The organism is Pseudomonas sp. FFUP_PS_473 (assembly GCF_002858665.1).
Lineage (GTDB): Bacteria > Pseudomonadota > Gammaproteobacteria > Pseudomonadales > Pseudomonadaceae > Aquipseudomonas > Aquipseudomonas defluvii.
In genome coordinates, this window is the sequence record NZ_PJQQ01000001.1 from 1 (window position 1) to 26,038 (window position 26,038).

The following is a 26,038-nucleotide window of genomic DNA, read 5'->3' on the forward strand; positions in this document are numbered from 1 at the left end:
GGCTTGCCCGCGATGCAGGCGCCGCGCACGTACTGACACCGCGCCAAGGCCATCGCAGGCAAGCCTGCTCCAACAGAAAAGGCAGTGCCCTGCGCAGATCCCTGTAGGAGCCGGGCTTGCCCGCGATGCAGGCGCCGCGTATGCACTGCCCCAGAACCTGTGTATCAACCACGCACACGCGCTTCGCGCGGCATCCCCAGGGCCCGTTCAGCGATGACATTGCGCTGGATCTCGTTGCTGCCACCATAGATCGTGTCGGAACGGGTGAACAGAAACAGCGACTGCAACCGGCTCAATTGGTAAGGCGCACCTTCGAGAATCTCCCCCTCGCTGCCCAGCACGTCCATGGCCAGCTTGCCAAGGTCGGCATGCCAGGTCGACCAGGCCAGTTTATAGATCATGGCCTCGCGGCTCAGGCTACCGTCCTGCGGCCCGGACAGCATCCGTAGCGAGTTGTAGCGCAGCACCTTGAGCCCTGCCCAGGCCTGGGCAATGCGTTGTCGCAGCAACGGGTCGCGGGAGGCGCCGTTGTCACGGGCAATGCGGATGATCTCGTCAAGTTCGTTCTGGAACTGCATCTGCTGACCCAGCGTCGATACCCCGCGTTCGAAACCCAGCAGGGCCATGGCGATTTTCCAGCCATCGCCGGGTTGTCCGATCAGGTTGTCAGCCGAGGTGCTGGCCTGGTCGAAGAACACTTCATTGAATTCACTGGTACCGGTCAGTTGCTGGATAGGTTGCACACGAATCTGCTCCTGGGCCATCGGCACCAGCAGGAACGACAGCCCATGATGCCCGCTGCTGCCCGGCTCGGTTCGGGCCAGGACGAAGCACCAATCGGCCTCGTGGGCCAGTGAGGTCCAGACTTTCTGGCCACTGATCAGCCAGTGCTCGCCGGTGGCATCAAGCCGGGCGCGGGTTTGCACGTTTGCCAGGTCAGAGCCGGCACCGGGCTCGGAATAGCCCTGGCACCAGAATTCAGTACCGTTGAGGATGCCTGGCAGCAACCGCTGCTGCTGGGCTGGGGTACCGAACGCGGCGAGTGTCGGCCCGACCAGGCCTTCGCCGATGTGGCCCATGCGTCCAGGACCGCCGGCGCGCGCGTATTCTTCATGGAAAATGACCTGCTGGCTGATGCTCAGACCGCGCCCACCGTGCTCCTTGGCCCAGCCCACACCGATCCAGCCGCCAGCGGCCAGTGTTCGCTCCCAGGCTTTGCGTTCGGCAGGAAAGCTGTGCTCGTCGCCAGGGCCGCCGCGAAAACGCAGGGGTGCGAAGTCGCCTGTCAGGTGTTCGGTCATCCACTGGGCAACCTGTCGACGGAACGCTTCATCTTCGTTGTTGAAACCGATTTTCATGGTTGCTCTCCAAATAGATGCGCGGCCAGGCGCTCGCGGTGGAATGCGGGTGTGCCCAGCAACTGCTCGCTGGCACGGGCCCGCTTGAAGTACAGGTGCGGGTCATATTCCCAGGTGAAGCCAACGCCGCCGTGCAGTTGAATGGACTCGGCGGCGCAGTGGAAGAACGCTTCGCTAGCGTGGATCTTGGCCGTTGCGGCGGCTGCATCGAGCTCGCTCGAGACGGCGGCATCGCCCGCTGGATCAAGGCGCTCCTGGGCTACGCAAGCGGCGTAGTAGGCTGCCGAGCGGGCGCATTCGACCTGCAGCATCATGTCGGCGCAGCGGTGCTTGATGGCCTGGAAGCTGGCGATGCTGCGGCTGAACTGCCGGCGTTCGGCGGTGTAGGCCAAGGTCAGGTCGAGGGCCTGTTGCGCGCCGCCGGTCTGTTCGGCAGCCAGGCCGATGGCGGCGATCTGCAAGGTGTCACGCAGCAACGGCCAGCCTTGGCCGGTTGCGCTCAGCAACTGGGCGTCGCTCACCTCTACCGCATGCAGTTCGATCCGGGCCAGGCGCCGGGTTTGATCCAGCGTCGGCAGTGCCTGGCGCACGACGCCCGCAGTATCCGCAGGCAGTGCGAACAGGCTGATGCCGTGTTCGCCCTGACTGCCAGGGGTACGCGCGGCGACGATCAGCAGGTCGGCCTGGGCCCCATCGATCACTTGGGTATAGGTACCTGAGAGGCGAAAACCGCCGGTGCAGGGGCGGGCCTCGGTCTGCACGCTGTTGGCGTCCATGCCCGGGCCACTGGCGAAGGCCAGGCTGGCAGTGGTCGTGCCGGCCGCAATGGCGCTGAGCCAGGTGGCCTGCAATGCGGCGTTGTCGCCCAGCAGCAGGGCTGGGGTCGCCAGGCAGGTGGTGGCAAAAAGCGGTGAGCAGAGCAGGTAACGGCCGCTTTGTTCGAGCAGGATCGCCAGCTCGACAAAGCCCAGGCCCATGCCGCCCAAGGCTTCGGGCACCATCAGGGCGGGCCAGTACAGCTCCTGGCCGATGCGTTGCCAGACGGCAGGGTCGTAGCCGTCAGGGCGGCTCATGGCGGCACGTACCGCATGCGAGTCGCTGACTTGTGTCAGAAAGCGTATCGCGCTGTCCCGAATCATCTCGTGTTCTTGAGTAAAGGCGAACTCCATGGGGCTGTCTCTGCTGGGCGGATGGATGCCCGAGTCTAGGGTTGCGGGGCTTTTTGCCGAATCATTGAAACGGACTAGTCCGCCATCTACCCAAGGGCCCGGAATGGCCAACTTGCGTAGTCTCAACGGACGATGAAGGCAGCGCCGCGGGTTTGCACAATGTTCATCAGGCAATGAACTCAGCCATTGAGGAACATAGGCATGATCGACATTCGCGGTTTGAGCTATTTCGTCTCGCAGATCGAGAACCTCAGCCAGTGGCAGCGTTACGCCGAGGACGTCCTCGGTATGCAGGTCCATCCGGCGCCAGGTGGCGGCCTGTACGTGAAAATGGACGAGCGGCCGTTCCGCATGCTGATCGTCGAGGGCAGCGAAGCGCGTTATCTGGCCTCCGGTTGGGAGTTGGGTTCCGAGCAGGCGTTCAGTGATGCACTTCAGCACCTGACCCAGGCCGGCGTTGAGTGGGAACTGGGCAGTGCCGCGCAGGTCGAGCAGCGCGGCGTGCAGGCACTGGCGACGCTGGTCGACCCGTCCGGCAACCGTCATGAGTTGAGCTGGGGGCATCGCTCCGACTGCCAGCCGTTCGTCTCGCCCCAGGGGGTGCCGCGTTTCGTCACCGGCGACATGGGGCTGGGGCACACCGTGCTGCCGGCACCGAACTTCGACGCAACGCTGGCGTTCGCCAAGGACGTCCTCGGCTTTGGCCTGTCGGACATTTTCAACTTCCGTCCTGATCCGGCGGCCGCGCCGATCCGTATCCATTTCCTGCATTGCCGCAATGCCCGGCACCACAGCCTGGCGCTGGCCGAGTACCCGGTGCCGTCGGGCTGTGTGCACGTGATGGTCGAAGTTGACTCGATGACCGAGGTTGGCCGTGCCCATGACCGCCTGCTGGCACATGACGTGCGCCTGTCGGCGACGTTGGGGCAGCACCTGAACGACCGCATGACCAGTTTCTACATGAAGACGCCGTCCGGCTTTGACCTGGAGTACGGCTACGGCGGGTTGCAAGTCGATTGGGCCGAGCACTCGGCGTTCGAATTCACCCGCGTGAGCATTTGGGGGCACGACTTTTCGGTCGGCCAACAGTAAGGAACCTGCACATGAACAAACAACTGACAGCGGCCGATGCGGTTGCTCAATTGCGTGACGGCATGACCATCGGTTTCGGTGGATGGGGGCCGCGGCGCAAGCCGATGGCGATTGTCCGCGAGATCCTCCGTTCGCCAGTCAAGGACCTGACCGTGGTTGCCTACGGCGGCCCCGAGGTGGGCATGCTCTGTGCGGCGGGCAAGGTGCGCAAGCTGGTGTTCGGCTTTGCCACCCTCGACGCCATTCCACTCGAACCTTACTACCGCAAGGCCCGTGAAGCCGGTGAGCTGGAACTGCTTGAACTGGATGAAGGCATGTTCCAGTGGGGGCTGCGCGCTGCCGGCATGCGCTTGCCGTTCCTGCCGACCCGCTGCGGGCTGGCCACCGATGTGACCCGTCTCAACCCGGAACTCAAGACGATTCAGTCGCCCTATGCCGATGGTGAAGTGCTGTTGGCAATGCCCGCGTTGAACCTCGATGTGGCGTTCCTGCATGTCAACGTCGCGGACCGCCTGGGCAACTGCCTGGTGACCGGGCCAGACCCGTATTTCGATCACCTGTTCGCCCGTGCCGCCGCGCAGTGCTTTGTCTCGTGCGAAACGCTTGAAGAGCGCCTTGAGCTGAGTGCCGAACTGGCCCGTTTCAATACCTTCGAGCGTTATCTGGTGACCGGTGTGGTGCATGCGCCGTTGGGTGCGCACCCGACCTCTTGCCCGTCGGATTACGGCTGGGACCTGGAACATCTCAAGCGCTATGTCGCCAGCAGCCAGGAAGAAAACGGCTGGCACGCCTATGTCGAGACGTATGTGGCGGGTGGCGAGCAGGCCTATCAAGCGCAGAACGGCGGTGCCGTACGCATGGGCGCCTTGCCCCTACCCGTGTTCTGAGGAGTATGAACAATGTCTGCAACCTGTGATTTCACCCTCGCGGAATTGATGATTGTCGCCGCAGCCGAAGCCTGGCGCGGCAATGGCGAGGTGATCGCCTCGGGCCTGGGCGTGATCCCCCGTTTGGGCGCAAGCCTGGCCAAGCTGACCCACAGCCCTGAACTGCTGATGACCGACAGCGAGGCCTTCCTGGTCGAAGAGCCGATCCCGCTTGGGCCGCGTGGCGATTTCGTGCCGCGCTACTCGGGCTATCTGTCGTTTGAGCGTGTGTTCGAATGCGTCTGGGGCGGTCGCCGTCACGCGATGATCGGGCCAACCCAGATCGACCGTTGGGGCCAGACCAACCTGTCGTGCGTCGGCGACTACCAAAAGCCGAAGACCGCGATTCTGGGGGTGCGCGGCTTGCCGGGTAACAGCATCAACCACCTCAATTCGTTCTTTGTGCCCAACCACAACACACGGGTGTTCGTCAGCGGTGAAGTGGATATGGTCTCGGGCGTCGGCTTCAAGGCCGAGCGCTGGCCTGAGGGGGTTCGCCGCGACCTGATGGACATTCGCCGGGTGGTCACGGACCTCTGCACCCTGGATTTCGACGGCCCGCAACGTGCCGCCCAAGTGCGCACCCTGCACCCCGGGGTGAGTTTCGACGAGGTTCAGGACAAGACCGGCTTCCCGTTGCTCAAGTCTGCGCACCTGCAGGAAACCGCGCACCCCAGCGCTGAACAGTTGGCGCTGATCCGCCGACTTGACCCCCACGATTACCGGGCCTCGGCGATCAAGGGCAACCCGGCCGGTATCCGTACGGCCTGAGGCGAGGACAGCGAACATGCACAGCCGCGACAGTGAATTCGTCGTCCGCGAAGACCAGGCGGTCTATGAGACAGATGCACCGGTGCTGTACGGCGTGGCTGAGGGTATTGCCACGCTGACACTGAACCGACCGACCTTCAACAATGCACAAAACTCGCAGATGACCTATGCGCTGGACGCCGCCTTTCGCCAGGCGGTCGACGACGACAGCGTCAAGGTCATCGTCTTGCGCGGCAACGGCAAGCATTTTTCGGCAGGGCACGATATTGGTACCCCAGGGCGGGATATCAACAAACCGTTCGAGCGGGCGCACCTGTGGTGGGACCACACCAACAAGCCGGGCGGGGAGCAATTGTACGCCCGAGAACAGGAAGTCTATCTGGGCATGTGCCGCCGTTGGCGTGACCTGCCCAAGCCGACCATTGCCATGGTCCAGGGCGCCTGTGTGGCTGGTGGGCTGATGCTGGCGTGGGTCTGCGACCTGATTGTCGCCAGTGAGGACGCGTTCTTCCAGGACCCGGTGGTGCGCATGGGCATTCCGGGCGTTGAGTATTTCGCCCATCCGTACGAGTTGAACCCGCGCATCGCCAAGGAATTCCTGTTCTGCGGTGACCGCATGAGCGCCGCACGGGCTTATCAGATGGGCATGGTCAATCGGCTGGTGCCGGGCGAGGAACTGGAACAGGCGACCTACGCGCTGGCCGCCGGTATTGCCCGACAACCGCGCATGGGCCTGGCCTTGACCAAGCAGGCCATCAACCATGTCGAGGACCTTCAAGGCAAGCGCACTGCCATGGACGCGGCGTTTGCCTGGCACCACTTCGCCCATGCCCACAACGAATTGCTCTCCGGCGACAAGCTCGGCGGCTTCGATGCCAAAGGCATGGCCCAGGCCAACAAGCGGGCGGCCACAGCCGAGGATAAATCCGTATGAGTCGCTGGTTGAACACACCGCTGACCGAGGCCCTGGGCTGTCGTTACCCGATCGTGCAAACCGCCATGGGCTGGGTCGCCGACGCGAACCTGGTGATCGCCACCACTCAGGCCGGCGGTTTCGGTTTCCTGGCGGGGGCGACCATTCCCGCGGATGAGCTCGAAGGCGAGATCCGCAAGGTGATCGACGCCACCGGTGGCAGCAACTTCGGGCTCAATTTCCACATGTTTCAGGACAACGCTGCGCAATGCGTTGACCTGGCCATCCAGTACCGCTTGCGTGCCGTCAGTTATGGCCGTGGGCCGGACAAACAGACCATCGCCCGTTTCAAGGCGGCCAAGGTGCTGTGCATCCCGACGGTGGGTGCGCTCAAGCATGCTCTGAAGGCGGTGGAGCTGGGTGCCGACCTCATCACTATTCAGGGCGGCGAGGGCGGTGGCCACACTGGCGGCGTGCCCAGTTCGATCCTGTTGCCGCAAGTCTTGGCGGCGGTCAACGTACCAGTGATTGCCGCTGGCGGTTATGCCACCGGGCGCGGCCTGGCCTCGGTGCTGGCGGCAGGTGCCAGCGGGATTGCCATGGGTACGCGGTTTCTGATGACCCGCGAGTCGCCAACCCCGCGCGCGACGCTTGAGCGTTACCTGAAAGTGGCCGATCCACAGCACGTGCGGGTTACCACTGCGGTGGACGGCATGCGCCACCGAATGATCGAAAACCGTTTTATCAATGAGTTGGAGCGGGCCGGGCCTTTTGGCCGGTTGCGCATTGCCCTGGGCAGTGCCTGGCAGTGGAAACAGCAGACTGGCATGAGCCTGGCGCATATGGCCGGGGTGTTCTTCCGGTCGCTGCGCGAAGACCCGTCCGCTTTGTCGCAGGTGGTCATGGCTGCCAACCAGCCGGTGCTGCTGCAGCGTTCGATGGTCGATGGGCACCCGGACGAAGGCATCTTGCCCAGCGGCCAGGTGGCTGCGGCCATCGATGAACTGCTGAGTTGCCGCCAGGTGATCGAAGGCATCGCCGATGAAGCCGAACAGTGCCTCGACGCGCTCCTGGCCCGTTGCCAGCCCACCGCCGAGCCGTGCCAACCCCATCATCCCGCCAGCATTGGAGAACCCCTGTGAACCAGGCCTTTACCACGCAGCTCAATCAGGGGATCGCGGAACTTGTGATCGCCAAACCACCGGTCAATGCACTCGACAGCCAGGAGTGGCTGGCATTGGCCAAGCAGATCGAAGCGCTCGGAGCCAACCCCGAGGTGCGCGTCATCGTCATCCGCGCCGAAGGCCGGGGGTTCTGTGCCGGGGTGGATATCAAGGAACTGGACGCTCACCCGGAGCGCATTGTCGAGGTCAACGCGGGCAACTACGCGACCTTCAAGGCCGTACACCGCAACCCGGTGCCGGTGATCGTCGCTGTGCACGGTTTCGTGCTCGGTGGTGGCATCGGCATTACCGGCGCGGCCGATATTGTCGTGGCCTCCGAATGCGCAACCTTTGCCTTGCCGGAGGTCGATCGCGGCGCCATGGGCGGCGGCGCGCATTTGCAGCGGCTGTTTCCGGTGCAGAAGGTGCGTTACCTGTTCTTTACCGGCGCCTCGATTGGTGCCATCGAGGCTCAGCAATACGGCTTTATCGAACAGGTAGTGCCGAAGGATCAACTGCGTGAAACCGCACTGGAAATCGCTGCGCGCATCGCGGCGAAAAGCCCGGGGATGATCCGCATTGCCAAGGAGGCCTTGAACGGTATCGAAGACGGCAACCTGGAAGACAAATACCGCTGGGAGCAGGGCTTCACTTTACAGGCCTACAGCAGCCCCGATTCGGCGGAGACCCGTCGGGCCTTTGTCGAAAAACGCGACGCCAAGTTCTGAGAGAACGCCATGGAACTGACTTACACGCCAAAACAAAAAGCCTTCCGCGCCGAAGTCCGCGCGTGGTTGGCAGACAATCTGCCGCGTGAACCGCTGGCCAGCTACGACACCCGCGAAGGCTTTGAGCAGCACCGCGCCTGGGAGGCGAAGCTGTTTGACAGTCGCTGGTCGATGGTGATGTGGCCCTCTGAACTGGGGGGCCGTGGTTGCGACCTTATCGAGTGGCTGATCTTCGAGGAAGAGTACTACGGTGCCGGGGCGCCGATGCGCGTCAACCAGAACGGCCAGTTACTGCTGGGCCCCACGCTGATGGAGTTCGGCACCACCGAGCAGAAACAACGCTTTCTGCCGCGTATGGCGGCCAGTGCCGACATGTGGGCCCAGGGCTGGTCGGAGCCCAATGCCGGTTCTGATATGGCGGCGATCACCAGCAAGGCGGTACTTGAGGGTGAACACTACGTCATCAACGGTCAGAAAACCTGGTCTACCCGGGCGATCTTTGCCGACTGGCTGTTCGGGCTGTTCCGCAGCGAACCGGGCTCCACCCGGCACCACGGCCTGTCGTTCCTGATGGTGCCGCTGAATGCGCCGGGGGTGAGTATTCGCCCGATCAAGGCCCTCAATGGCAAGGACGCGTTCGCCGAAGTGTTTTTCGACGACGTGCGGGTGCCGGTCGGCAACCGTATTGGTGCCGAGGGGCAGGGCTGGCATGTAGCGATGGCCACTGCCGGTTTTGAGCGCGGGTTGCTGCTGCGTTCACCGGCACGTTTCCAGCACACCGCCCGCAAGCTGGTCGAGCTGTACAAGGCCAACCGCGAAAGCGCCGACCGTGACCCCGGCCTGCGTGACGCCGTGCTTGAGACCTGGATGGGCGCCGAGGCCTACGCATTGTCTGCGTACCACACCGTCGGCCGGCTGAGCCGGGGAGAGGCGATTGGTGCCGAGTCGAGCATCAACAAGATCATCTGGTCGGAACTGGACCTGAAGATGCACGAGACCGCCATGCGCATTCTCGGCGCGCGCGGTGAGCTGCTGGCCACTGCACCTGTCGCTGGCGATGCGGCGGGCTGGCTGGAGGGTTTCCTGTTCGCCCAGTCCGGGCCGATCTATGCCGGTACCAACGAAATCCAGCGCAACATCATTGCCGAGCGGATGCTCGGCTTGCCGAAGTAAGGAACAGGCCATGGACTTCACTTTTACCGATGACCAGCTCACGTTTCGCGAAGCCATCAGCCGTTTTCTGATGACCGAAGCTGCGCCGGAAATGCTCCGCGAAATCTGGGAAACCGATGCCGGGCGCTCGCCCGACCTGCGTAACAAGATCGCCGCCCAGGGCCTTACTGCACTGTCGGTGCCCGAAGCTGAAGGTGGCCTGGGCATGGATGACGTGGCGTGGGCCTTGATGACCCAGGAGTTGGGCTACTACGCCATTCCCGACTCCATGGCCGACACCGCTTATGTCGCCACGGGCCTGCTTGCAGGCCTGGCGCCAGCGCATCCGGCGCGTGCTCGCCTGCTGCCCCGTATCGCCGAGGGCAGCTTGCGCCTGGCCATCGGTCACCCGGTCAACCCGCTGGTCAGTGATGCGCAACTGGCCGAGGTTCTGATCTTGCTTGATGGGGATGACATTCATGTCGTGCCGCGGGCTGAGGTTGATGTCGAGGCCAACCCGAGTATCGATGCCTCGCGGCGCCTGGGTCGGGTGACCTGGAACCCCAGCCCGGCAACATTGATCGCCAGCGCAGAGCAAGGGCGTGCCTTGCAGGCCCAGTTGCTCGACCGTGGCGCGTTGTCGGTGGCCGGGCAACTGCTGGGCTTGGCGCAACGCATGCTCGACCTGTCGGTTGACTACGTGGCCCAGCGCAAGCAGTTCGGCAAACCGATCGGCAGCTTTCAGGCGGTCAAGCACCACCTGGCTGATGTGGCCCGGCAAATCGAACAGGCCAAACCGGTGCTCTACCGTGCCGCCCATGGCCTGGCCCGGGGTGAGCGCAATGCCAGCCTCTGGGTCTCCCAGGCGCGCCTGGCCTGTTGTGAAGCGAGCTGGCTGGCGGCGCGCAAGGGTATCCAGGTGCATGGCGCCATGGGGTACACCTGGGAAGTCGATTTGCAGATGTTCATGAAACGCGCCTGGTCGCTCGACGCATCCTGGGGTGACCGTGCCTTCCACAAGTCGCGTGTCAGCGACTACCTGTTCGCCGACGGCGCCCGACTCGGGCCAGGGCATACCTTCGAGGAGTGAATCATGGCACAAGCCTATATTGTCGATGCGCTGCGCAGCCCGACCGGCAAGCGCAAAGGGGCGCTGTCGGAGGTTCACGCGATTGATCTGGGTGCCCATGTGCTCAAGGCACTGGTGGCGCGCAACGTCATTCCCGGCGAAGACTATGACGATGTGATTTTTGGCTGCGTCGATACCATCGGCTCACAGGCCGGGGATATCGCCCGCACCAGTTGGCTGGCTGCCGGGTTGCCGCTGAACGTGCCGGGTACCACGGTCGATCGCCAGTGCGGTTCGTCGCAGCAGGCGCTGCATTTTGCCGCGCAGGCGGTGATGAGCGGCACCCAGGACGTTGTTGCCGTGGGCGGTGTGCAAACCATGACGCGCATCCCGATTTCCTCGGCGATGCTGGCCGGGCAAGCGCTGGGTTTTGCTGACCCCTTCTCCGGTAGCGAAGGCTGGCGCTCGCGTTTCGCCAACCAGCCGGTCAACCAGTTCTACGCCGCGCAGCGTATCGCCGACCATTGGCAGATCAGCCGCGAGCAGATGGAAGTGTTCGCCCTGCAGAGCCATCACCGCGCCTTGGCGGCCATCGAGAGCGGGCGCTTTGCCCGCGAGATCGTCGCCTGCCAGGGGCTGCAGCATGATGAAACACCGCGCCTGACCAGCCTGGAAAAAATGGCCGAGTTGCAACCGGTAGACCCGCAGTTTCCTTCGATCACCGCTGCCGTCTCCAGCCAGACCTGTGATGCCTCGGCCGCCTTGCTGGTGGTCTCGGAGGCCGCCCTCAAGCGCTACGACCTGACGCCACGGGCACGTATTCATCACCTCACGGTGTTGGGTGATGACCCGATCTGGCATTTGACCGCCCCGATTGCGGCGACGCGCCACGCCTTGAAAAAGGCCGGCATGCGCATGGCTGATATCGACCGGGTGGAGATCAACGAGGCCTTTGCGTCGGTGGTCATGGCCTGGGCCAAGGAGCTGGATTACGACCCGGCGCAGACCAACGTCAACGGCGGCGCCATCGCCCTTGGCCATCCACTGGGCGCCACCGGAGCACGGTTGATGACCACCTTGCTGCACGAACTGGAGTGCAGCGGTGGCCGTTACGGCCTGCAAACCATGTGCGAAGGCGGTGGCCAGGCCAACGTCACCATCATCGAGCGCCTGTAGTCCCGTTCCCTCAATCAATCCGTGCCGCCGCCCTCAGGGCGCGCGGCCATGCAGTCAAAGGAGTCAAACATGGCTATTTGCACAGACCGCACCGTGATCATTACCGGTGCTGGCGGTGGGCTCGGTCGCGCCTATGCGTTGGCGTTCGCCGCGCAAGGCGCCAATGTGGTGGTTAACGATATCCGTGCCGACGCGGCGCAGGATGTTGCTGGCGAGATCCGCGCCAGTGGCGGCCAGGCCATCGCCAACAGCGACGACATTACAACCCTGGACACCGCTCAGCGTATCGTCGACGCCGCGTTGGCGGCCTTCGGTGAGGTGCATGTACTGGTCAACAATGCCGGGGTGTTGCGCGACCGAATGTTTATCAGCCTCTCGGAAGAGGACTGGGACACGGTGATGCGTGTTCACCTCAAGGGGCATTATTGCCTGGCAAATCTTCTAGGGCGTCGTTGGCGCGACCTGGCCAAGGCGGGAACCCCGGTCGCCGGGCGAATCATCAACACCAGCTCCGGTGCCGGCCTGCAGGGCTCGATCGGGCAGTCGAACTATTCCGCAGCCAAAGGGGGTATCGCCGCACTGACCCTGGTGCAGGCCGCTGAACTGGCTCGATATGGGGTCACCGCCAACGCCCTGGCACCGGCGGCACGGACGTCCATGACCGAGAGCGCCATGCCCGACGTGGTGAAAAAGCCCGAGGACGGCAGCTTCGATGCCTGGGCGCCGGAAAACGTCGCACCGCTGGTGGTCTGGCTCGGCAGCCTTGAATCGTCCCATGTCACGGGGCAGGTCTTCGAGAGCCAGGGCGGGCGAATCTCCCTCGGCGATGGCTGGCGCACCGGCACCACCCGTGACAAGGGCGGGCTTTGGCAGGTCGAGGAAATTGGCCCGGTCGTCGATGCGATTCTTGCTGAAGCGCCTGCGGCCCAGCGTGTCTGGGGCAGTTGAATCGGGGGCCGTTGAAGCGGCCCTGAAATGGCCGCTTCATGCGGCCATACCCCGTTTTGACGATGTGCCCGCCGGGGCGGCGCTTTATACCTGACAGCGTATTGATTTCTTCGGAGGTAATCGCTGTGAAACAAGCTCCCCCTTATGTACCCGGCCATCAACTGCTGGCCGGCAAGTCCGTACTGATTACCGCCGCTGCGGGTGCGGGTATCGGTTATTCGGCGGCCCGCCGCAGCGCCGAAGAGGGCTGCCGGGCATTGATGATTTCGGATGTGCACCCGCGCCGCCTGGAAGAGGCGGTGGAGCGGCTCAAGGCCGAGACGGGTTTACAGGCCATTTACGGCCAACTGTGCAATGTCACGGTAGAGGAAGAGGTTCAGGCCTTGGTCGACAGCGCCGAAACCCTGCTGGGTGGTGTCGATGTGCTGATCAACAACGCCGGCCTCGGTGGCCAGAAGCGGCTGGTCGACATGAGCGACGAGGAATGGTCGCGGGTACTCGACGTGACGCTCACCGGCACCTTCCGCATGACCCGCGCCATGCTCCCGCACATGCAGCGGCGCGGTGCTGGTGCCATCGTCAACAACGCTTCGGTACTGGGCTGGCGCGCCCAGAAAGAGCAGGCGCACTACGCCGCCGCCAAGGCCGGGGTGATGGCCCTGACCCGTTGCAGCGCCCTGGAGGCTGCCGAATTCGGGGTTCGGATCAACGCCGTCTCGCCCTCGATTGCCCTGCACGACTTTCTCAAGAAGGCCTCCAGCGAGGAGCTGCTTGCCCGTCTTGCGGACCGCGAGGCCTTTGGCCGTGCGGCAGAAGTCTGGGAAGTGGCCAACGTGATGATGTTCCTGGCCAGCGACTACGCCTCCTACATGGTTGGCGAAGTGTTGTCCGTCAGTTCGCAGCAGGCCTGAGGAGTCCGTGATGAGTCATACCTTCAGCAGCGCCCAGGCGTTGCTCGAGGCCGAGGGCCTCGACCTTGGCTACACCGAATGGCTGAGCATCAGCCAGGAGCGGATCAACCTGTTTGCCGAAGCCACGGGCGATCACCAGTGGATTCATGTCGATCCCGTGCGTGCCGCCAGCGGCCCTTTCGGCGTTTGTATCGCCCACGGCTACCTGACCCAGGCACTGGCGAACCTGTTCATGCCGCAGTTGCTCACCCTCGAAAACATGGCGATGGGGGTCAACTATGGCAGTGATCGGGTGCGCTTTCCCGCGCCGGTCAAGGTCGGTTCGCGTGTACGCGGGCATGGCGTCATTGTGCGCGCCGAGCAACTTGGCGAAGCCGTGCAACTGGTGGTGCGCATCACCGTGGAAATCGAGGGCGAGGCGCGCCCTGGCTGCGTGGTGGACACCATCAGCCGTTACACCTTCAACCCTATTGTCGAGTGAGCCTGTTCATGGACCTGAATGAAGTTGTGATTGTCGCCACCGCGCGTACCGCGCTGGCCAAGTCTTTCCGTGGATCGTTCAACGACACCGAGGCCCCTGTGCTGGGCGGCCATGTGGTACGTGCCGTGGTCGAGCGGGCCGGTATCGAAGCTGAGGCGGTAGAGGATGTGATCATGGGCGCTGCCGTGCAACAGGGCACCCAGGCCTACAACATCGGTCGTCTGTGTGCCTATACCGGTGGTTTGCCGGACACTGTGCCGGGCATGGCCCTGGACCGCATGTGCGCATCAGGCCTGATGAGTATTGGTGTCGCCGCCAAGGGCATCATGACCGGCGAGATGAGCATTGCCATTGCTGGCGGCGTCGAGTCGCTGTCCCTGACCCAGACCAAGCACAAGAACACTTACCGTGCCCAGTCCGAGGCGGTGTTGGAGGTGATGCCCAGTGCTTACATTCCAATGCTGGAAACGGCCGAAATTGTTTCGCGTCGCTATGGCATCAGCCGGGCTGCGCAGGATGAGTATGCCTTGCAGAGTCAACTGCGCACTGCGGCCGCGCAGCGTGACGGGCTGTTCGACGATGAAATCGTCGGCCTGACGGTCGACAAACTGTGTTTCGACGAGGCGGGCCAACCCAGCGGGCATACCCGGGTGTTGGTCGAGCGCGATGAGTGCAACAGGCCAGGTACCCGTCTGGAGGACCTGACGGCGCTCAAGCCGGTCTGGAAAGACGGCAAATGGGTTGCACAGGGCGAGTTCATTACCGCGGGCAACGCCTCGCAGTTCTCCGATGGCGCCTCGGCAAGCCTGTTAATGAGCCGTGCGCAAGCCCGGCACCGTGGCCTGACGCCGCTGGGCATCTATCGCGGGATCGCCGTCGGCGGTTGTGCACCCGAAGAAATGGGCATTGGCCCGGTGGTGGCGGTCCCTCGCTTGCTCAAGCGCTTTGGCCTGAGCGTGGCGGACATTGGCTTGTGGGAAATCAACGAGGCCTTTGCTTGCCAGGTGTTGCATTGCCGGGACGCGCTGGGCATCCCGGCCGAGCGCTTGAACGTCAATGGCGGGGCCATTGCCATTGGCCATCCGTTCGGCATGTCGGGCGCTCGTATGGTCGGTCACGCCTTGCTTGAAGGCCGCCGTCGCGGCGTGCGTTACGTGGTCGTGGCCATGTGCATTGGTGGCGGCATGGGTGCTGCCGGCTTGTTCGAGCTGCCGTGATCGCCAACGAACCCGGCCGAGCGCTCTGACTAGGCCGTTTGGACGATGTAGCACGGGCGGGGCGGTCTGATGATCCTTCAAACAAAATCAAGAGGATCGCCCCATGATGCCCGTCCCGTGCCCCTGCGTTTCGCCATGGAGTCCAGTATGCGCCAGCTGATTGGATACGCCATGAGCGCCATCATCATCGCTGCGGTGGCCTTTGCCTTCTCGCCGCGTAACCCCACACCGTTGGCGATCACCCGGATCAATGCCGACCGGGTTCAGGTCAACGCCTTGCTGGCCAATGGTTCGCAACTGATCGCGGTGGGAGAGCGTGGCACGATTCTGACCAGCACCGACAGCGGCCTGTCCTGGCAAACCAGCCAGGTGGCCGCCGGACGTGAGGCGACCCTCACCGGGGTCATTGCCCTGAGCCCCGAGGTACTGGTCGCGGTTGGCCATGATGGCTGGATCCTGCGTTCAAGCGACAGCGGCAAGACCTGGCAGGAGATGCGTTATGACGCGCAGCTGGGTGAGCCGTTACTGGGTGTGTGGAGTGGCGACGGCAAGCACGTGGTCGCCTATGGCAGCTACGGAAAGTACCTGGAGTCGAGCGATGCCGGCGAACACTGGACGCCCCGTGACATGCCGGGCGAGGGCGCGCATTTCAATGGCCTGGACGGCGGCGCTGATGGCCGGCAGATGCTGGTGGGCGAGCAGGGGCTGGTGCTGCGATCCAGTAATGGTGGGCAAGACTGGCAGAGCCTGACGCCGTTCTACAACGGCTCGCTGTTTGGCGTGGTGCGCTTGTCGGCCTCCCGCTGGCTGGCGTACGGCATGCGCGGGCATGTCTTTATGAGTAGCGATTTCGGGGACAGCTGGAGCCAGGTCGATATTGGCAGCAGCCAGCCAATTTATGGCCATGCGTTGTTGCCCCAGCACGCTGGCCTGGTGCTGGTCGGTGCCGGTAGCCGGCTGATCCGACTGGATGCCGACGGCGCGTTGGTCGACAGCGCGCAACGGGCTGGCTTGGGCACCTTGACCTCGGCGGTGGTGCTCAACGCCCGTCGTTTGCTGGTGGCCGGGGAGCGTGGGGTATTTCAGGGCGCAGACGGTGGTCTTGCCGCCGTTGCACAGTGAGTAGGCATATGACACAGACTACAGGTTGGATCGAGCGCCGCGTGCAAGACTGCGCGGACGTATTGCTGAACCATCGACGCTGGTGGTTGGGGCTGTTCATGCTGGTGACGGTGGCCCTGGGTTATAGCGCAACCCAGGTGCGGCTGGACCCCGGGTTCAACAAACAGATTCCGGTACGCCACGAGTACATGTTGAGCTTCCTGGACTTCAGTCGGGTGTTCACGGGTGCCAACCGGTTGCTGGTGAACGTGCACTGGAAGGGTGAGGGTGACATCTATAACCCGGAGTTTCTTCGGGTGCTGCAGCAGGTTACCGATGACGTGTTCTTCATCTCCGGGGTCAGCCGCCCGAGTGTGACCTCGCTGTTTACCCCGAACGTGCGCTATGTCGAGATCACCGAAGAAGGGTATGTCGGTGACCTGGTGGTACCGCCGCAATACGCCGGTACCGATGAGGACCTGCAGAAAGTCCGCAGCAATGCCGCCCGCGCCGGGCAGGTTGGCCGGCTGCTGGCCAACGATCAGCGCTCGGCCATGGTGCGGGCCGACTTGCAGGACACCGATCCGAAAACCGGGCAGCCGGTGTCCTATGTCGAAATCGCCAAGCGCCTCGAAGAGATCCGGGCCAAATACAACAGTCCGACCATCGAGATCAACGTGGTGGGGTTCGCCAAGTTGGTCGGAGATGTGGTCGAAGGGCTCAATACCGTCATGCTGTTCTTTGTCGTGGCGTTCATCATCACCGCGTTGCTGCTCTGGGCTTACTCGCGTTCCTTGCCATTGACCGTCGTGGCCCTGGTCGTGGCGCTGTTGCCCGTGGTCTGGTTGCTCGGGCTGCTGCCACTGTTGGGGCTGGGCATCGACCCGATGTCCGTGCTGGTGCCGTTCCTGATCTTCTCCATTGGTGTTTCCCATGCGGTACAGATGACCAACGCCTGGAAGCAGGACGTGCTGGCCGGCAGTTCCTCGCTGCAGGCGGCGCGCTCGGCGTTCTGCAAGATCTTCATTCCAGGGTCCCTGGCGCTGCTGATGAATGCCCTGGGTTTTGCGGTGATCATGCTGATCGATATCCCCATCGTGCATGAATTGGGGGTGACTGCCTGCATGGGCGTAATGCTGATGATCATCACCAACAAGATGATGTTGCCACTGATCATTTCTCATTTGTCCCTGGGATCGTCTGCGCGTGCAGCACGACCGACGCATGACGAAGCTCGCCACCCATTGTGGTGGCGGTTGTCGGCGCTGGCTGAGCCGCGTCCGGCACTGGTGGTGTTCGCCATCAGCCTGGTGTTGCTCGGCTTCGGCGTGTTCAAGGCGCGGGAACTGGCGGTCGGCGACATTGGCCCGGGTGCCCCTGAGCTGCGCGCCGACTCGCGCTACAACCAGGACAACCAGCGCATTATCGACAGCTACTCGATCGGCCTGGATGTGCTGGCGGTCTTCCTTCAGACCCAGGGTATCGACGAAGCCTGCCTGAACCCGGGTGTCATGCGTGCGGTCGAGGCCTTTGACTTCCAGATGCGCAATGTCGCGGGCGTGCAATCGGTGCAAAGCGTTGCCGGCATGGGCAAGGAAATGATTGCCGGCAATAACGAAGGGAACCCGCGCTGGTCGGCCATCCCGGGTTCGTCGCGCGGCTTGCAGCAGGGCTCGATGGCCTATTCGCCGGATTCCGGGCTGGTCACCGATGGCTGCAAGCGCATGCAGATCCTGGTGTTCCTCAACGATCATGAGGGCGCGACGGTGTTCCATGTGGTCAATGAAGCCAAGCGGATTATCGCCGGTATCCGGGCCCCTGGGGTTGAGTTCAAGCTGGCCGGCGGCAACATCGGGGTCATGGCAGCCTCCAACGAAGCGGTGAAACGTGCCGAAGTGTGGATGCTCGCGGCGTTGTTCTGCTCGGTGGCGTTTTTCTGCCTGCTGACTTTCCGTTCATTGCGCGCAGTGCTGTGTATTCTGGTGCCCATGGGCATCGTGGCGATTCTTTGCAATGCGCTGATGGCCATGCTCGGTATTGGCCTGAAAGTCGCGACCTTGCCGGTGATGGCGCTGGGCGTCGGGGTCGGTGTGGACTACGGCATTTACTTGTATGAGCGCATCCAGCATGAAATGGCGGAGGGCCGGGACCTGCGTCATGCCTTTTATCGCGCCATGTGCCAGCGTGGCACGGCAGCGGTGTTCACCGCCCTGACCATGTCGATCGGGGTCGGTACCTGGGCCTTTGCCCCCCTCAAGCTGCAGGCCGACATGGGCATTTTGCTGGCGTTCATGTTCCTGGTGAATGTCTTTGGCGCAATCTTCCTGTTGCCCGCGCTTGCGGCCTGGTTCAATCGTGGCCGGCCACTGGTTGCTGTGAAAGCCGTTTCACTCGGCACCAAGGCGTCGCCGCCGTTCTCCGGTGTGCTCGCAGGTCGTTAAGCGCGCAGCTAACCCATCACAATAAAAATCATGCAGGCCCTGGTGATTCAGACCACCACAGGGCCTGCGCTTGGGGAGTGTCTATGCAAACTAGCGTGCCCAATACTCAGGTCCTGGCGGAAATGGGGCTTGAGTTGGCCGAATACGAACAGATCATCGGCAATATGTACGATTCGGCCCTGGATACCCGCCACATGACCGAATCGCTGCAGCAGATCCGGACATTGTTCCAGGCCAATTTCGTCACGCTGATCCTGCGGGTGATGGATGAGCCGTTCCTGTCGCCGATGATGGTCGCCGGCGATATCGAACTGGGGGAGGGTGGGATCAACCATTACGCGTACTACGCCAAGTCCACGTTGTTCAACAATCTGCCCACGGATCAGGTGTTCACCATCGATGACCTGATGAGCGATGCCGAGTGGGTCAGTTCATCGTTCTACCTGCTGTTTTGCGAGCCCTATGACTGCTACCAGATGCTAGGCGCCGACATCGGCATGCCCGATGGCGGCACCTTGCGTTTCCGCATCAACCGGCCCAAGGACCACCCGCGTTTTTCGGCCGCCGAACGTGCCATGTGCGCGATGTTGCTGCCGCATTTGCGTCGCGCCTTGCACATGCACTCATTGCTGGACCGCAGCGAGTCGCTGGGTAGCCTGTACTCGCAGACCATCAGCCGCTTGTCGGTGGCGACGATTGTGCTCGACGAGGGCGGCAACGTACTGCAACTGAACCCGGTGGCGCGGGAGATCCTCGACAGTAATGACGGCCTCAAAGTGGTCGGTGGCCGGCTGGAGGCCACCTACCCGAGCGATAACCGAGAGCTGCTGCGGCTGGTGCGCAATGCGTTCCTGCGGGCCAGGCAAGGCGGCGATGTGTTGCAAGGAGCCGAGGCGATGTCGATCTCCCGGCCGTCCGGACAGGTCAGCCTGGGGGTCGTGGTGGAACTGATCCCGTCACAGGAACTGGTCGAGGGCAAGGGCAAGCCCACCGTGATGGTGTATGTGCGTGATGCCGTGAGCAAATCGCTGGTCAGCAATGCAGTGACCTCGCAGCTCTACAACCTCACGCCGGCAGAGACGGCGCTGGCGCTGGAGCTGGCCAACGGCCTGTCGTTGGAGGAAGCCTCCGAGACCCTGAACATCCGCCGCAATACGGCACGGGCGCACCTGCGCTCGATTTTCTCCAAGACCGGTGTACGGCGCCAGACCGAACTGGTGCGGATCATGCTCAACAGCGTTGTTGCACTGGGTAAGCCGGGCGCGTTACCGGTGGCGGTAAGCGTTGGCTAGCGTGTCGCTGTAAAAATGCGTTAGTCCGTGCGGACGATGCTCCTGGCTCCATTGGCTGCTGATACTGAGGGACCGCTATCGGTAACCAAGGAGAATAAGAAATGACCGGCAGTAATCTGGCCTCTCGTTGTTCTGTTTCGCGGACTGCCAATGTCACGCATAGGTGGACGTTAGCGCTGTTGCTGGGGTGCAGTGTGATTGGCACGGCCAGTGCGGCGCCGGAAGATCTGGCACGCCTGGGCAAGGATCTGACCTGTTTGGGGGCTGACAAGAGCGGTAACGCCGACGGCAGCATCCCGCCGTACAGTGGCGAGTGGCTGGGGGTTCCGCCGCATGTCGACTTCAAAGGTACTGGCAACCACCCGGTTGACCCTTACCCGGACGAAAAACCGCTGTTCGTGATCACCGCAGCCAACCTGGCGCAATACAGTGACTACTTGTCCGACGGGCAGAAAGCCTTGTTCAAGCTTTACCCCGCAACCTTCAACATGCCGGTCTATCCGTCGCACCGGGACTTCCGCGTCCCCGACTCGGTGTGCCAGGCGACCCGCGAGAACGCCAGCGTTGCCCGCCTGGTCGATGACGGAGAGGGTGTGGTCGGCAAAACCGGCGGTACGCCGTTCCCGGTACCCCGCAGTGGCCTGGAACTGCTGAAGAACGCCTCGACCTTCACCCTGCGTGCCTGGACCGAGGAATACACCTCCGACAACGCCTACGTGCTCAAGGACGGCAACATCAACTGGGGTCGCGTGCATTCACGCAACCTGGCGCCGGCACTGGAGCCGGGCAAGATTGGCGACACCGTTGGCAACTCTTCGTTCTACTTGAACGAAACCTTGCTGCCGCAGCGTGACAAGGGCGAGATCAACACCGGCACCGAATTCTGGAACGACAAGACCGAACCCCGCCAGAGCTGGCGCTACGACCCGGGCACCCGCCGCGTGCGGCAGTCGCCGGGGTATGGCTTCGACATGTCGTTCCCGGGCAGTGGTGGTTCGATCACCGTCGACGAGGTACGCCTGTTCAACGGTTCGGGGCAACGCTATGACTGGAAGATCGTCGGCAAGCGCGAGATGTACATCCCCTACAACGCCTACCGGCTGCACGCCTCTAACCTGAAGTATGCCGACCTGCTCACCCCAGGCCACATCAACCCGCAGGCCATGCGCTACGAGCGCCACCGCGTGTGGGAGCTGGAAGGCACCCTCAAGCCGGGTTACCGCCATCTGTATGGCAAGCGCAAGTTGTACATCGATGAAGACACCTGGTTCCCGATGCTTGCGGACAACTACGACAACCGTGGCGAGCTGTGGCGTACCTCGATGGTCAACTACTTCTATGCCTACGAAAGCCAGGCACAGCAAGCGGGTGTGGGGCTTTACCACGACCTCAACGCGGGCAGCTACCTGGCCTTCAACCTGATCAACGAGCAGCGCAACGGCTATCAACTGAACAAGCCAGGCTTCAGCCCGCGCGACTTTGGCCCGGAGGCCGCACGTCGCTTCGGTCAGTAGTGCTTGAGTGGGGCGCCGTTCAGGCGCTTCGCCTGCAGTGTGGTGACAGGGGCGAATCCATCATGGGGTGGCGCGTTGAGAGTCGATCTCGCTTGATCTAGTCCAATTGGAGGATGAGCACCTTGCTCAGGCTGCTCAATGATGTCTGCCATGGATTCACCCTGTTTTTTCAGGGGGTATTGCTCCCCCAGAGTTTCCAACAGAGGAACAACAACAATGACGAAACTCGCTGAACTCTCGATCGAGAACGCCCAGCGTACTCACCGTTATGCCCGTGGCTGGCACTGCCTGGGCGTGGCCGACGATTACCGCGATGGCAAGCTGCACACCCTGAATATCTTTGGCACCCGTCTGGTGGCGTTTGCCAACAGCGAGGGCGCGATCAGCATTCTTGACGCCCATTGCCCGCACATGGGCGCCGACCTGTCCCAGGGCACCATCGAGAACGATACCGTGGTATGCCCCTTCCACCATTGGAAGTACGACACCACCGGCAAGTGCGTCGAAATCCCTTACTGCAAGCGCATTCCGCCCAAGGCCAAGACCCGCAGTTGGCTGACCTGCGAGGAGAACAACCTGCTTTTCGTCTGGAACAACCCAGAGGGGCGCCCGCCGAAAGACGGCGTGATCATCCCGCACCTGGCCGAGATGGACGATCCCGAGTGGATTCACGACTGGAACATCGACACCATGCTGATCGAAACCAACCCGCGCGAGTTGGTCGACAACCTGGTGGACGCCCAGCACTTCGGGCCTGTGCATGGCACCCCGACCAAATATTTCGCCAACGTCTTTGAAGGGCATATCGGCCGGCAGATTTTCCATGGCGATTCCGAGCGCCTGGGCGGTGACCTGATCGCGCCGTCGGCCTACTACGGTCCTGCCACCCACTTCACCCACCTGAGCTCGATGTTCGGTGACGTTCGTGTGCATGCCATTCTGCTCAACAGCCACGTGCCCGTCACCCCGGACAGCTTTGAGCTGCGCTTTGGGTGCATGGTCAAGCGGATACCGGGCTGGAGCGAGGAGCAGAACCTCGAAGTGGCCAAGGCCTATGTCATGGGTAACCGCGCCTCGTTCTACCAGGACGTGGACATCTGGAAGCACAAGATCCGTATCGACAAGCCGGTACTGGCGGAAAACGACGGCCCGGTGTACCAGCTGCGCGAGTGGTACCAGCAGTTCTTCACCGATGAAGACCTGGTGCCCGCGAGCATGGCCGAGCGTCGTGAGATCGTCACTGTCGACGAGCGCTGAGTTGTAACGGGGCCGTGAACGGCGAGCCGGCACTCTGCGTGCTTGCCGTTTGACGGGCTCCGGCCAGGGAGGGTGAACCTGTACTTCGTCACGTTGTAACGACGTAGGTCCGAATCAAAGGTCACGAGAAAGCCGACAATGAAAATAAAAAGCCTTCTAGCCTATTCCGTTCCTCTGTTGATCCTGCTTTTCCTGGTGTTCACCGTGCTTGTCTCGGTGCCACCGGAAGCGCACAGTCCCTGGGCCTGCAAGACGTCCCCGGCCTGCGTTGGGGTGACGCCAAGCTTCCAGGGCTGGCCGAACGTGCGCTAACGCCAACGTTCGCACGGCATCTGGCTGATGCAAACAGCACGGGCAGGGCCCGGCGCTGTTCGGCTCGGAGTCAAGGTTCTCCGAGCCTTTTTTCGTCTGTAAACAGCGTTTGTGCGTGAACCTACAGCAGGTTTTCCAGTTCCGGGACGGCCTCGAACAAATCCGCCACCAGGCCATAGTCGGCCACCTGGAAGATCGGCGCTTCCTCATCCTTGTTGATCGCAACGATCACCTTGGAATCTTTCATACCCGCCAGGTGCTGGATGGCACCGGAGATACCGACAGCGATGTACAGCTGCGGCGCAACGATCTTGCCGGTCTGGCCGACTTGCATGTCGTTGGGTACGAAACCGGCGTCGACGGCAGCACGGGAAGCACCGACCCCAGCGCCCAGCTTGTCGGCCAGCGCATACAGGTGCTTGAAGTTGTCGCCGTTCTGCATGCCGCGGCCGCCGGAAACGACGATCTTGGCAGCGGTCAGCTCAGGACGATCGGACTTGGCCAGCTCTTCACCGACAAACGCCGACTTGCCCGCGTCGTGGGCAGCGGCAACCGCCTCCACAGCCGCCGAACCGCCTTCTGCGGCAACGGCGTCAAAGCCGGTAGCACGCACGGTGATGACCTTGACCGCAGCGCTCGACTGCACGGTGGCAATGGCGTTGCCTGCGTAGATCGGACGCTTGAAGGTGTCGGCCGACTCAACCGAGATGATCTCGGAGATCTGGTCAACGTCCAGCAGTGCGGCAACCCGCGGCAGGATGTTCTTGCCGTTGGAGGTCGCAGGTGCCAGCACGTGGCTATAGGCTTTGCCGATCTCGGCAACCAGCGGCGCAACGTTCTCTGGCAACTGGTGCGCGTAGGCAGCGTTGTCGGCGACCAGCACCTTGCTGACGCCAGCGATGTTCGCAGCGGCCTGCGCTGCGGCGCCAACGCCCTGGCCAGCAACCAGTACGTGAATATCACCACCGATTTTCGCAGCAGCGTCAACAGTGTTCAGGGTAGCCGGGGCAACGGCACCGTTTTCGTGTTCAGCGATAACCAGGATAGCCATCAGATCACCTTCGCTTCAGTTTTCAGTTTCTCGACCAGTTCAGCCACCGATTTGACCTTGATGCCGGCGCTTCGGTTAGCTGGAGCGTCGACGCGCAGGATCTGTTGGGTAGAGACAGTGGATACGCCCAAGGCGCTCGGGGTGACGGTTTCCAGCGGCTTCTTCTTGGCCTTCATGATGTTCGGCAAGGACGCGTAGCGTGGCTCGTTCAGGCGCAGGTCGGTGGTAACGATGGCTGGCAGGTTCAGCGCAACGGTCTGCAGGCCGCCATCGACTTCACGGGTCACGTTGAGCTTGTCGCCTGCCACGTCAACCTTGGAGGCGAAGGTGCCCTGAGCGAAACCGCTCAACGCTGCCAGCATCTGGCCGGTCTGGTTGTTGTCACTGTCGATGGCCTGTTTGCCAAGGATCACCAGCTGTGGCTGCTCCTTGTCGACAACCGCCTTGAGCAGTTTGGCCACGGCCAGGGAATTGAGCTCTTCAGCGGACTCGACCAGGATGGCACGGTCGGCGCCCAGCGCCAGCGCCGTACGCAGTTGTTCCTGAGCCGTGCTCGGACCGATGGTAACGACGACGATCTCGGTCGCCACGCCTTTTTCCTTCAGGCGTACGGCCTCTTCCACAGCGATCTCGCAGAAGGGGTTCAGGGCCATTTTCACGTTAGTCAGGTCGACGCCGGAGTTGTCCGCCTTGACGCGAACCTTGACGTTGTAATCGACCACTCGTTTGACGCTTACCAGCACTTTCATAGCGCTCTCCAAAGGTGGTGCATCGTGATAGCGGGCAGTGACGGCAGCAGTGGGCCGCCCCGCGTGGATCGCGAATCAGATCGCGGTGGGTGGTGCCGACAAAATGCGTCGGGCAGGCGTTCGTTAGTGTGTTTCACGGCCGCAGCCGTACTGCCGTGGCGCCGTTTACGATACCGACGCCCCTGCGGTGTCCGAATCGTCCGTTCGGATCAGGTCAGGCCTTGTTTTCTGGCGCAATGCCGCCGCCAGCAGGCGGCGGCGTGGCCTTTTTCAGTGCCTTTTCAGTGAGGGTGCCCGCTGGCGGTGGCGCGTACTTCCTTGGCGGTGCAACCGAAGCGTTGGCGGAAGCTGCGGGCAAATTGAGCCTGATCACTGAAGCCCCAGCGCATTGCCAGTTCGCCGATGGACAAGTGGCAATAAGGGTCATGCAGGTCTCTGTGCACCGCTTCAAGACGCCGTAGGCGGATCCACTCGCTGAGGCTGTAGGGGGTGGCCGTGAACAGTTTGTGCAGATAACGCACCGACAGCTTGCAGGCGTCAGCGATCATTTGCGGGGCGAGATCCGGGTTGCCCAACTGTTGCTCGACATAGTGTTCAATACGCTGCAAATGCAGGGCTGCCAGGCTTGAACTTTCGCTGTTGAGTACCCGCTGGTCATCGCGTAGCGCCATCAGCAAGGTTGAGAGCGCTTGCTCCAGCAGCATATGGCGGGCGGTATCGTCGCATTCATCGAAGCGTGCCGCGCACATTGCCAGTTGGTCGACGAAGATTCGACCCAGCCCGCGCTTGGCATCAAAGCACAGGCGGGTATAGCGCTCGGCGCCGCGCAGTTGGCCATGCAGGGCGCGTTCGGGAAGCTTGAACACCCACAGGTCGTTGTCGCTGGCATAGTGAAAGCGGTAGGGCGCATCACCGCGCTCAAAGATAAACCCGCCAGGCTGGCAGTGCAGTACGCGGCCATCCTGCTCGAAGTGCACCTCGCTGCGGCGCGGTACCGTGACCAGGTAGCACGCCTCGCGGTCCTCACTGACCTGGGCCTTGCTGCGCGAGTAGCCCATTTGGGTGGAGCGCAGCCGTGACAGGGTCAACGCGGTGCTTTGGGTTTCCCACACTTGCAGGTTGCCACTGAAACGTGCGCCGGGATCGAAATTCAGTGACAGCGGGAAATAGGTACTGCCGATCGCCGCGGCCCAACGTGCCTGGCGTTCGTTGTCGGGCCAATAGCGGCTGCTGAGTGTGATTGCCAT

At 62.6% G+C, this 26,038-nt stretch carries 23 protein-coding genes; 18 read left to right on the plus strand and 5 right to left on the minus strand.

Annotation, left to right across the window (positions count from 1 at the left end):
* Positions 1-164: 164 nt before the first annotated feature.
* Together CYD26_RS00005 and CYD26_RS00010 are read right to left on the minus strand one after the other, a co-directional pair.
* Entirely contained in the window at positions 165-1,358 is a 1,194-nt protein-coding gene (locus tag CYD26_RS00005) for an acyl-CoA dehydrogenase family protein (RefSeq protein WP_102051470.1), read from the minus strand.
* Positions 1,355-2,527, minus strand: coding sequence for an acyl-CoA dehydrogenase family protein (locus tag CYD26_RS00010; RefSeq protein ID WP_102051471.1), 1,173 nt, complete (start codon positions 2,525-2,527; stop codon positions 1,355-1,357). Before CYD26_RS00010 ends, CYD26_RS00005 begins: the two co-directional genes overlap by 4 nt.
* Positions 2,528-2,728: 201 nt before the next feature.
* Here CYD26_RS00010 and CYD26_RS00015 point away from each other — a divergent pair, with 201 nt between their 5' ends.
* From CYD26_RS00015 to CYD26_RS00100, 18 genes are all read left to right on the plus strand, one after another.
* The gene (locus CYD26_RS00015; protein ID WP_065761514.1) at positions 2,729-3,619 is read left to right on the plus strand and encodes a VOC family protein; all 891 of its coding nucleotides are present in this window, start codon (positions 2,729-2,731) and stop codon (positions 3,617-3,619) included.
* 11 nt (positions 3,620-3,630) lie between these two features.
* On the plus strand, positions 3,631-4,506 hold the full coding sequence (locus tag CYD26_RS00020; protein ID WP_065761513.1) for a CoA transferase subunit A: 876 nt from the start codon (positions 3,631-3,633) through the stop codon (positions 4,504-4,506).
* A gap of 12 nt (positions 4,507-4,518) precedes the next feature.
* Positions 4,519-5,316, plus strand: a complete 798-nt coding sequence (locus tag CYD26_RS00025; protein ID WP_065761512.1) for a CoA-transferase subunit beta — start codon at positions 4,519-4,521, stop codon at positions 5,314-5,316.
* A gap of 16 nt (positions 5,317-5,332) precedes the next feature.
* Entirely contained in the window at positions 5,333-6,250 is a 918-nt protein-coding gene (locus CYD26_RS00030) for an enoyl-CoA hydratase (RefSeq protein WP_102051472.1), read from the plus strand.
* Positions 6,247-7,371, plus strand: coding sequence for a nitronate monooxygenase family protein (locus CYD26_RS00035; RefSeq protein WP_102051473.1), 1,125 nt, complete (start codon positions 6,247-6,249; stop codon positions 7,369-7,371). Before CYD26_RS00030 ends, CYD26_RS00035 begins: the two co-directional genes overlap by 4 nt.
* The gene (locus CYD26_RS00040) at positions 7,368-8,120 is read left to right on the plus strand and encodes an enoyl-CoA hydratase family protein (RefSeq protein WP_065761509.1); all 753 of its coding nucleotides are present in this window, start codon (positions 7,368-7,370) and stop codon (positions 8,118-8,120) included. Before CYD26_RS00035 ends, CYD26_RS00040 begins: the two co-directional genes overlap by 4 nt.
* Before the next feature lie 9 nt (positions 8,121-8,129).
* A complete protein-coding gene (locus tag CYD26_RS00045; protein ID WP_099775136.1) occupies positions 8,130-9,293 on the plus strand; it encodes an acyl-CoA dehydrogenase family protein in 1,164 nt (387 codons plus the stop codon).
* A gap of 10 nt (positions 9,294-9,303) precedes the next feature.
* Positions 9,304-10,362: an acyl-CoA dehydrogenase family protein gene (locus CYD26_RS00050; RefSeq protein WP_102051474.1), complete on the plus strand. Its 1,059-nt coding sequence runs from the start codon at positions 9,304-9,306 to the stop codon at positions 10,360-10,362.
* A gap of 3 nt (positions 10,363-10,365) precedes the next feature.
* Positions 10,366-11,517, plus strand: coding sequence for an acetyl-CoA C-acetyltransferase (locus CYD26_RS00055; protein ID WP_099775134.1), 1,152 nt, complete (start codon positions 10,366-10,368; stop codon positions 11,515-11,517).
* A gap of 69 nt (positions 11,518-11,586) precedes the next feature.
* Entirely contained in the window at positions 11,587-12,465 is an 879-nt protein-coding gene (locus CYD26_RS00060; RefSeq protein WP_102051475.1) for an SDR family oxidoreductase, read from the plus strand.
* A gap of 125 nt (positions 12,466-12,590) precedes the next feature.
* A complete protein-coding gene (locus CYD26_RS00065) occupies positions 12,591-13,376 on the plus strand; it encodes an SDR family oxidoreductase (RefSeq protein WP_099775132.1) in 786 nt (261 codons plus the stop codon).
* A 10-nt stretch (positions 13,377-13,386) separates the two neighbouring features.
* Entirely contained in the window at positions 13,387-13,857 is a 471-nt protein-coding gene (locus CYD26_RS00070; protein ID WP_102051476.1) for a MaoC family dehydratase, read from the plus strand.
* 8 nt (positions 13,858-13,865) lie between these two features.
* Positions 13,866-15,074 (plus strand): acetyl-CoA C-acyltransferase, encoded by a 1,209-nt coding sequence (locus CYD26_RS00075; RefSeq protein WP_083199915.1) that lies wholly within the window; start codon positions 13,866-13,868, stop codon positions 15,072-15,074.
* 147 nt (positions 15,075-15,221) lie between these two features.
* Positions 15,222-16,196 (plus strand): YCF48-related protein, encoded by a 975-nt coding sequence (locus CYD26_RS00080; protein ID WP_102051477.1) that lies wholly within the window; start codon positions 15,222-15,224, stop codon positions 16,194-16,196.
* A gap of 8 nt (positions 16,197-16,204) precedes the next feature.
* Positions 16,205-18,616, plus strand: a complete 2,412-nt coding sequence (locus CYD26_RS00085) for an RND family transporter (protein WP_178081676.1) — start codon at positions 16,205-16,207, stop codon at positions 18,614-18,616.
* Between the two features lie 83 nt (positions 18,617-18,699).
* A complete protein-coding gene (locus tag CYD26_RS00090; protein WP_102051478.1) occupies positions 18,700-19,908 on the plus strand; it encodes a LuxR C-terminal-related transcriptional regulator in 1,209 nt (402 codons plus the stop codon).
* A gap of 101 nt (positions 19,909-20,009) precedes the next feature.
* Entirely contained in the window at positions 20,010-21,422 is a 1,413-nt protein-coding gene (locus CYD26_RS00095; RefSeq protein ID WP_256587911.1) for a DUF1329 domain-containing protein, read from the plus strand.
* Between the two features lie 216 nt (positions 21,423-21,638).
* Positions 21,639-22,679: a Rieske 2Fe-2S domain-containing protein gene (locus CYD26_RS00100; RefSeq protein ID WP_099775128.1), complete on the plus strand. Its 1,041-nt coding sequence runs from the start codon at positions 21,639-21,641 to the stop codon at positions 22,677-22,679.
* 433 nt (positions 22,680-23,112) lie between these two features.
* On the opposite strand, the gene CYD26_RS00105 is transcribed toward CYD26_RS00100, so the two are convergent.
* The 3 genes from CYD26_RS00105 to CYD26_RS00115 form a co-directional block, all read right to left on the minus strand.
* Positions 23,113-24,042, minus strand: a complete 930-nt coding sequence (locus tag CYD26_RS00105; protein WP_102051479.1) for an electron transfer flavoprotein subunit alpha/FixB family protein — start codon at positions 24,040-24,042, stop codon at positions 23,113-23,115.
* Complete coding sequence (locus CYD26_RS00110) at positions 24,042-24,791, minus strand: electron transfer flavoprotein subunit beta/FixA family protein (RefSeq protein ID WP_102051480.1); 750 nt, start codon at positions 24,789-24,791, stop codon at positions 24,042-24,044. The genes CYD26_RS00105 and CYD26_RS00110 overlap by 1 nt, the downstream gene beginning before the upstream one ends.
* A gap of 281 nt (positions 24,792-25,072) precedes the next feature.
* Positions 25,073-26,038: a helix-turn-helix domain-containing protein gene (locus CYD26_RS00115; RefSeq protein WP_102051481.1), complete on the minus strand. Its 966-nt coding sequence runs from the start codon at positions 26,036-26,038 to the stop codon at positions 25,073-25,075.

What these genes read in the sequence shown, in the direction of transcription:
- CYD26_RS00045 (WP_099775136.1), top strand. Translation starts at nt 8,130, where the DNA reads ATGGAACTGACTTACACGCCAAAACAAAAAGCCTTCCGCGCCGAAGTC.
- CYD26_RS00060 (WP_102051475.1), top strand. Translation starts at nt 11,587, where the DNA reads ATGGCTATTTGCACAGACCGCACCGTGATCATTACCGGTGCTGGCGGT.
- CYD26_RS00110 (WP_102051480.1), bottom strand. Translation starts at nt 24,791, where the DNA reads ATGAAAGTGCTGGTAAGCGTCAAACGAGTGGTCGATTACAACGTCAAG.
- CYD26_RS00055 (WP_099775134.1), top strand. Translation starts at nt 10,366, where the DNA reads ATGGCACAAGCCTATATTGTCGATGCGCTGCGCAGCCCGACCGGCAAG.
- CYD26_RS00095 (WP_256587911.1), top strand. Translation starts at nt 20,010, where the DNA reads ATGACCGGCAGTAATCTGGCCTCTCGTTGTTCTGTTTCGCGGACTGCC.
- CYD26_RS00115 (WP_102051481.1), bottom strand. Translation starts at nt 26,038, where the DNA reads ATGGCAATCACACTCAGCAGCCGCTATTGGCCCGACAACGAACGCCAG.
- CYD26_RS00010 (WP_102051471.1), bottom strand. Translation starts at nt 2,527, where the DNA reads ATGGAGTTCGCCTTTACTCAAGAACACGAGATGATTCGGGACAGCGCG.
- CYD26_RS00100 (WP_099775128.1), top strand. Translation starts at nt 21,639, where the DNA reads ATGACGAAACTCGCTGAACTCTCGATCGAGAACGCCCAGCGTACTCAC.
- CYD26_RS00075 (WP_083199915.1), top strand. Translation starts at nt 13,866, where the DNA reads ATGGACCTGAATGAAGTTGTGATTGTCGCCACCGCGCGTACCGCGCTG.
- CYD26_RS00035 (WP_102051473.1), top strand. Translation starts at nt 6,247, where the DNA reads ATGAGTCGCTGGTTGAACACACCGCTGACCGAGGCCCTGGGCTGTCGT.
- CYD26_RS00105 (WP_102051479.1), bottom strand. Translation starts at nt 24,042, where the DNA reads ATGGCTATCCTGGTTATCGCTGAACACGAAAACGGTGCCGTTGCCCCG.
- CYD26_RS00090 (WP_102051478.1), top strand. Translation starts at nt 18,700, where the DNA reads ATGCAAACTAGCGTGCCCAATACTCAGGTCCTGGCGGAAATGGGGCTT.
- CYD26_RS00005 (WP_102051470.1), bottom strand. Translation starts at nt 1,358, where the DNA reads ATGAAAATCGGTTTCAACAACGAAGATGAAGCGTTCCGTCGACAGGTT.
- CYD26_RS00030 (WP_102051472.1), top strand. Translation starts at nt 5,333, where the DNA reads ATGCACAGCCGCGACAGTGAATTCGTCGTCCGCGAAGACCAGGCGGTC.
- CYD26_RS00070 (WP_102051476.1), top strand. Translation starts at nt 13,387, where the DNA reads ATGAGTCATACCTTCAGCAGCGCCCAGGCGTTGCTCGAGGCCGAGGGC.
- CYD26_RS00020 (WP_065761513.1), top strand. Translation starts at nt 3,631, where the DNA reads ATGAACAAACAACTGACAGCGGCCGATGCGGTTGCTCAATTGCGTGAC.
- CYD26_RS00085 (WP_178081676.1), top strand. Translation starts at nt 16,205, where the DNA reads ATGACACAGACTACAGGTTGGATCGAGCGCCGCGTGCAAGACTGCGCG.
- CYD26_RS00050 (WP_102051474.1), top strand. Translation starts at nt 9,304, where the DNA reads ATGGACTTCACTTTTACCGATGACCAGCTCACGTTTCGCGAAGCCATC.
- CYD26_RS00025 (WP_065761512.1), top strand. Translation starts at nt 4,519, where the DNA reads ATGTCTGCAACCTGTGATTTCACCCTCGCGGAATTGATGATTGTCGCC.
- CYD26_RS00015 (WP_065761514.1), top strand. Translation starts at nt 2,729, where the DNA reads ATGATCGACATTCGCGGTTTGAGCTATTTCGTCTCGCAGATCGAGAAC.
- CYD26_RS00080 (WP_102051477.1), top strand. Translation starts at nt 15,222, where the DNA reads ATGCGCCAGCTGATTGGATACGCCATGAGCGCCATCATCATCGCTGCG.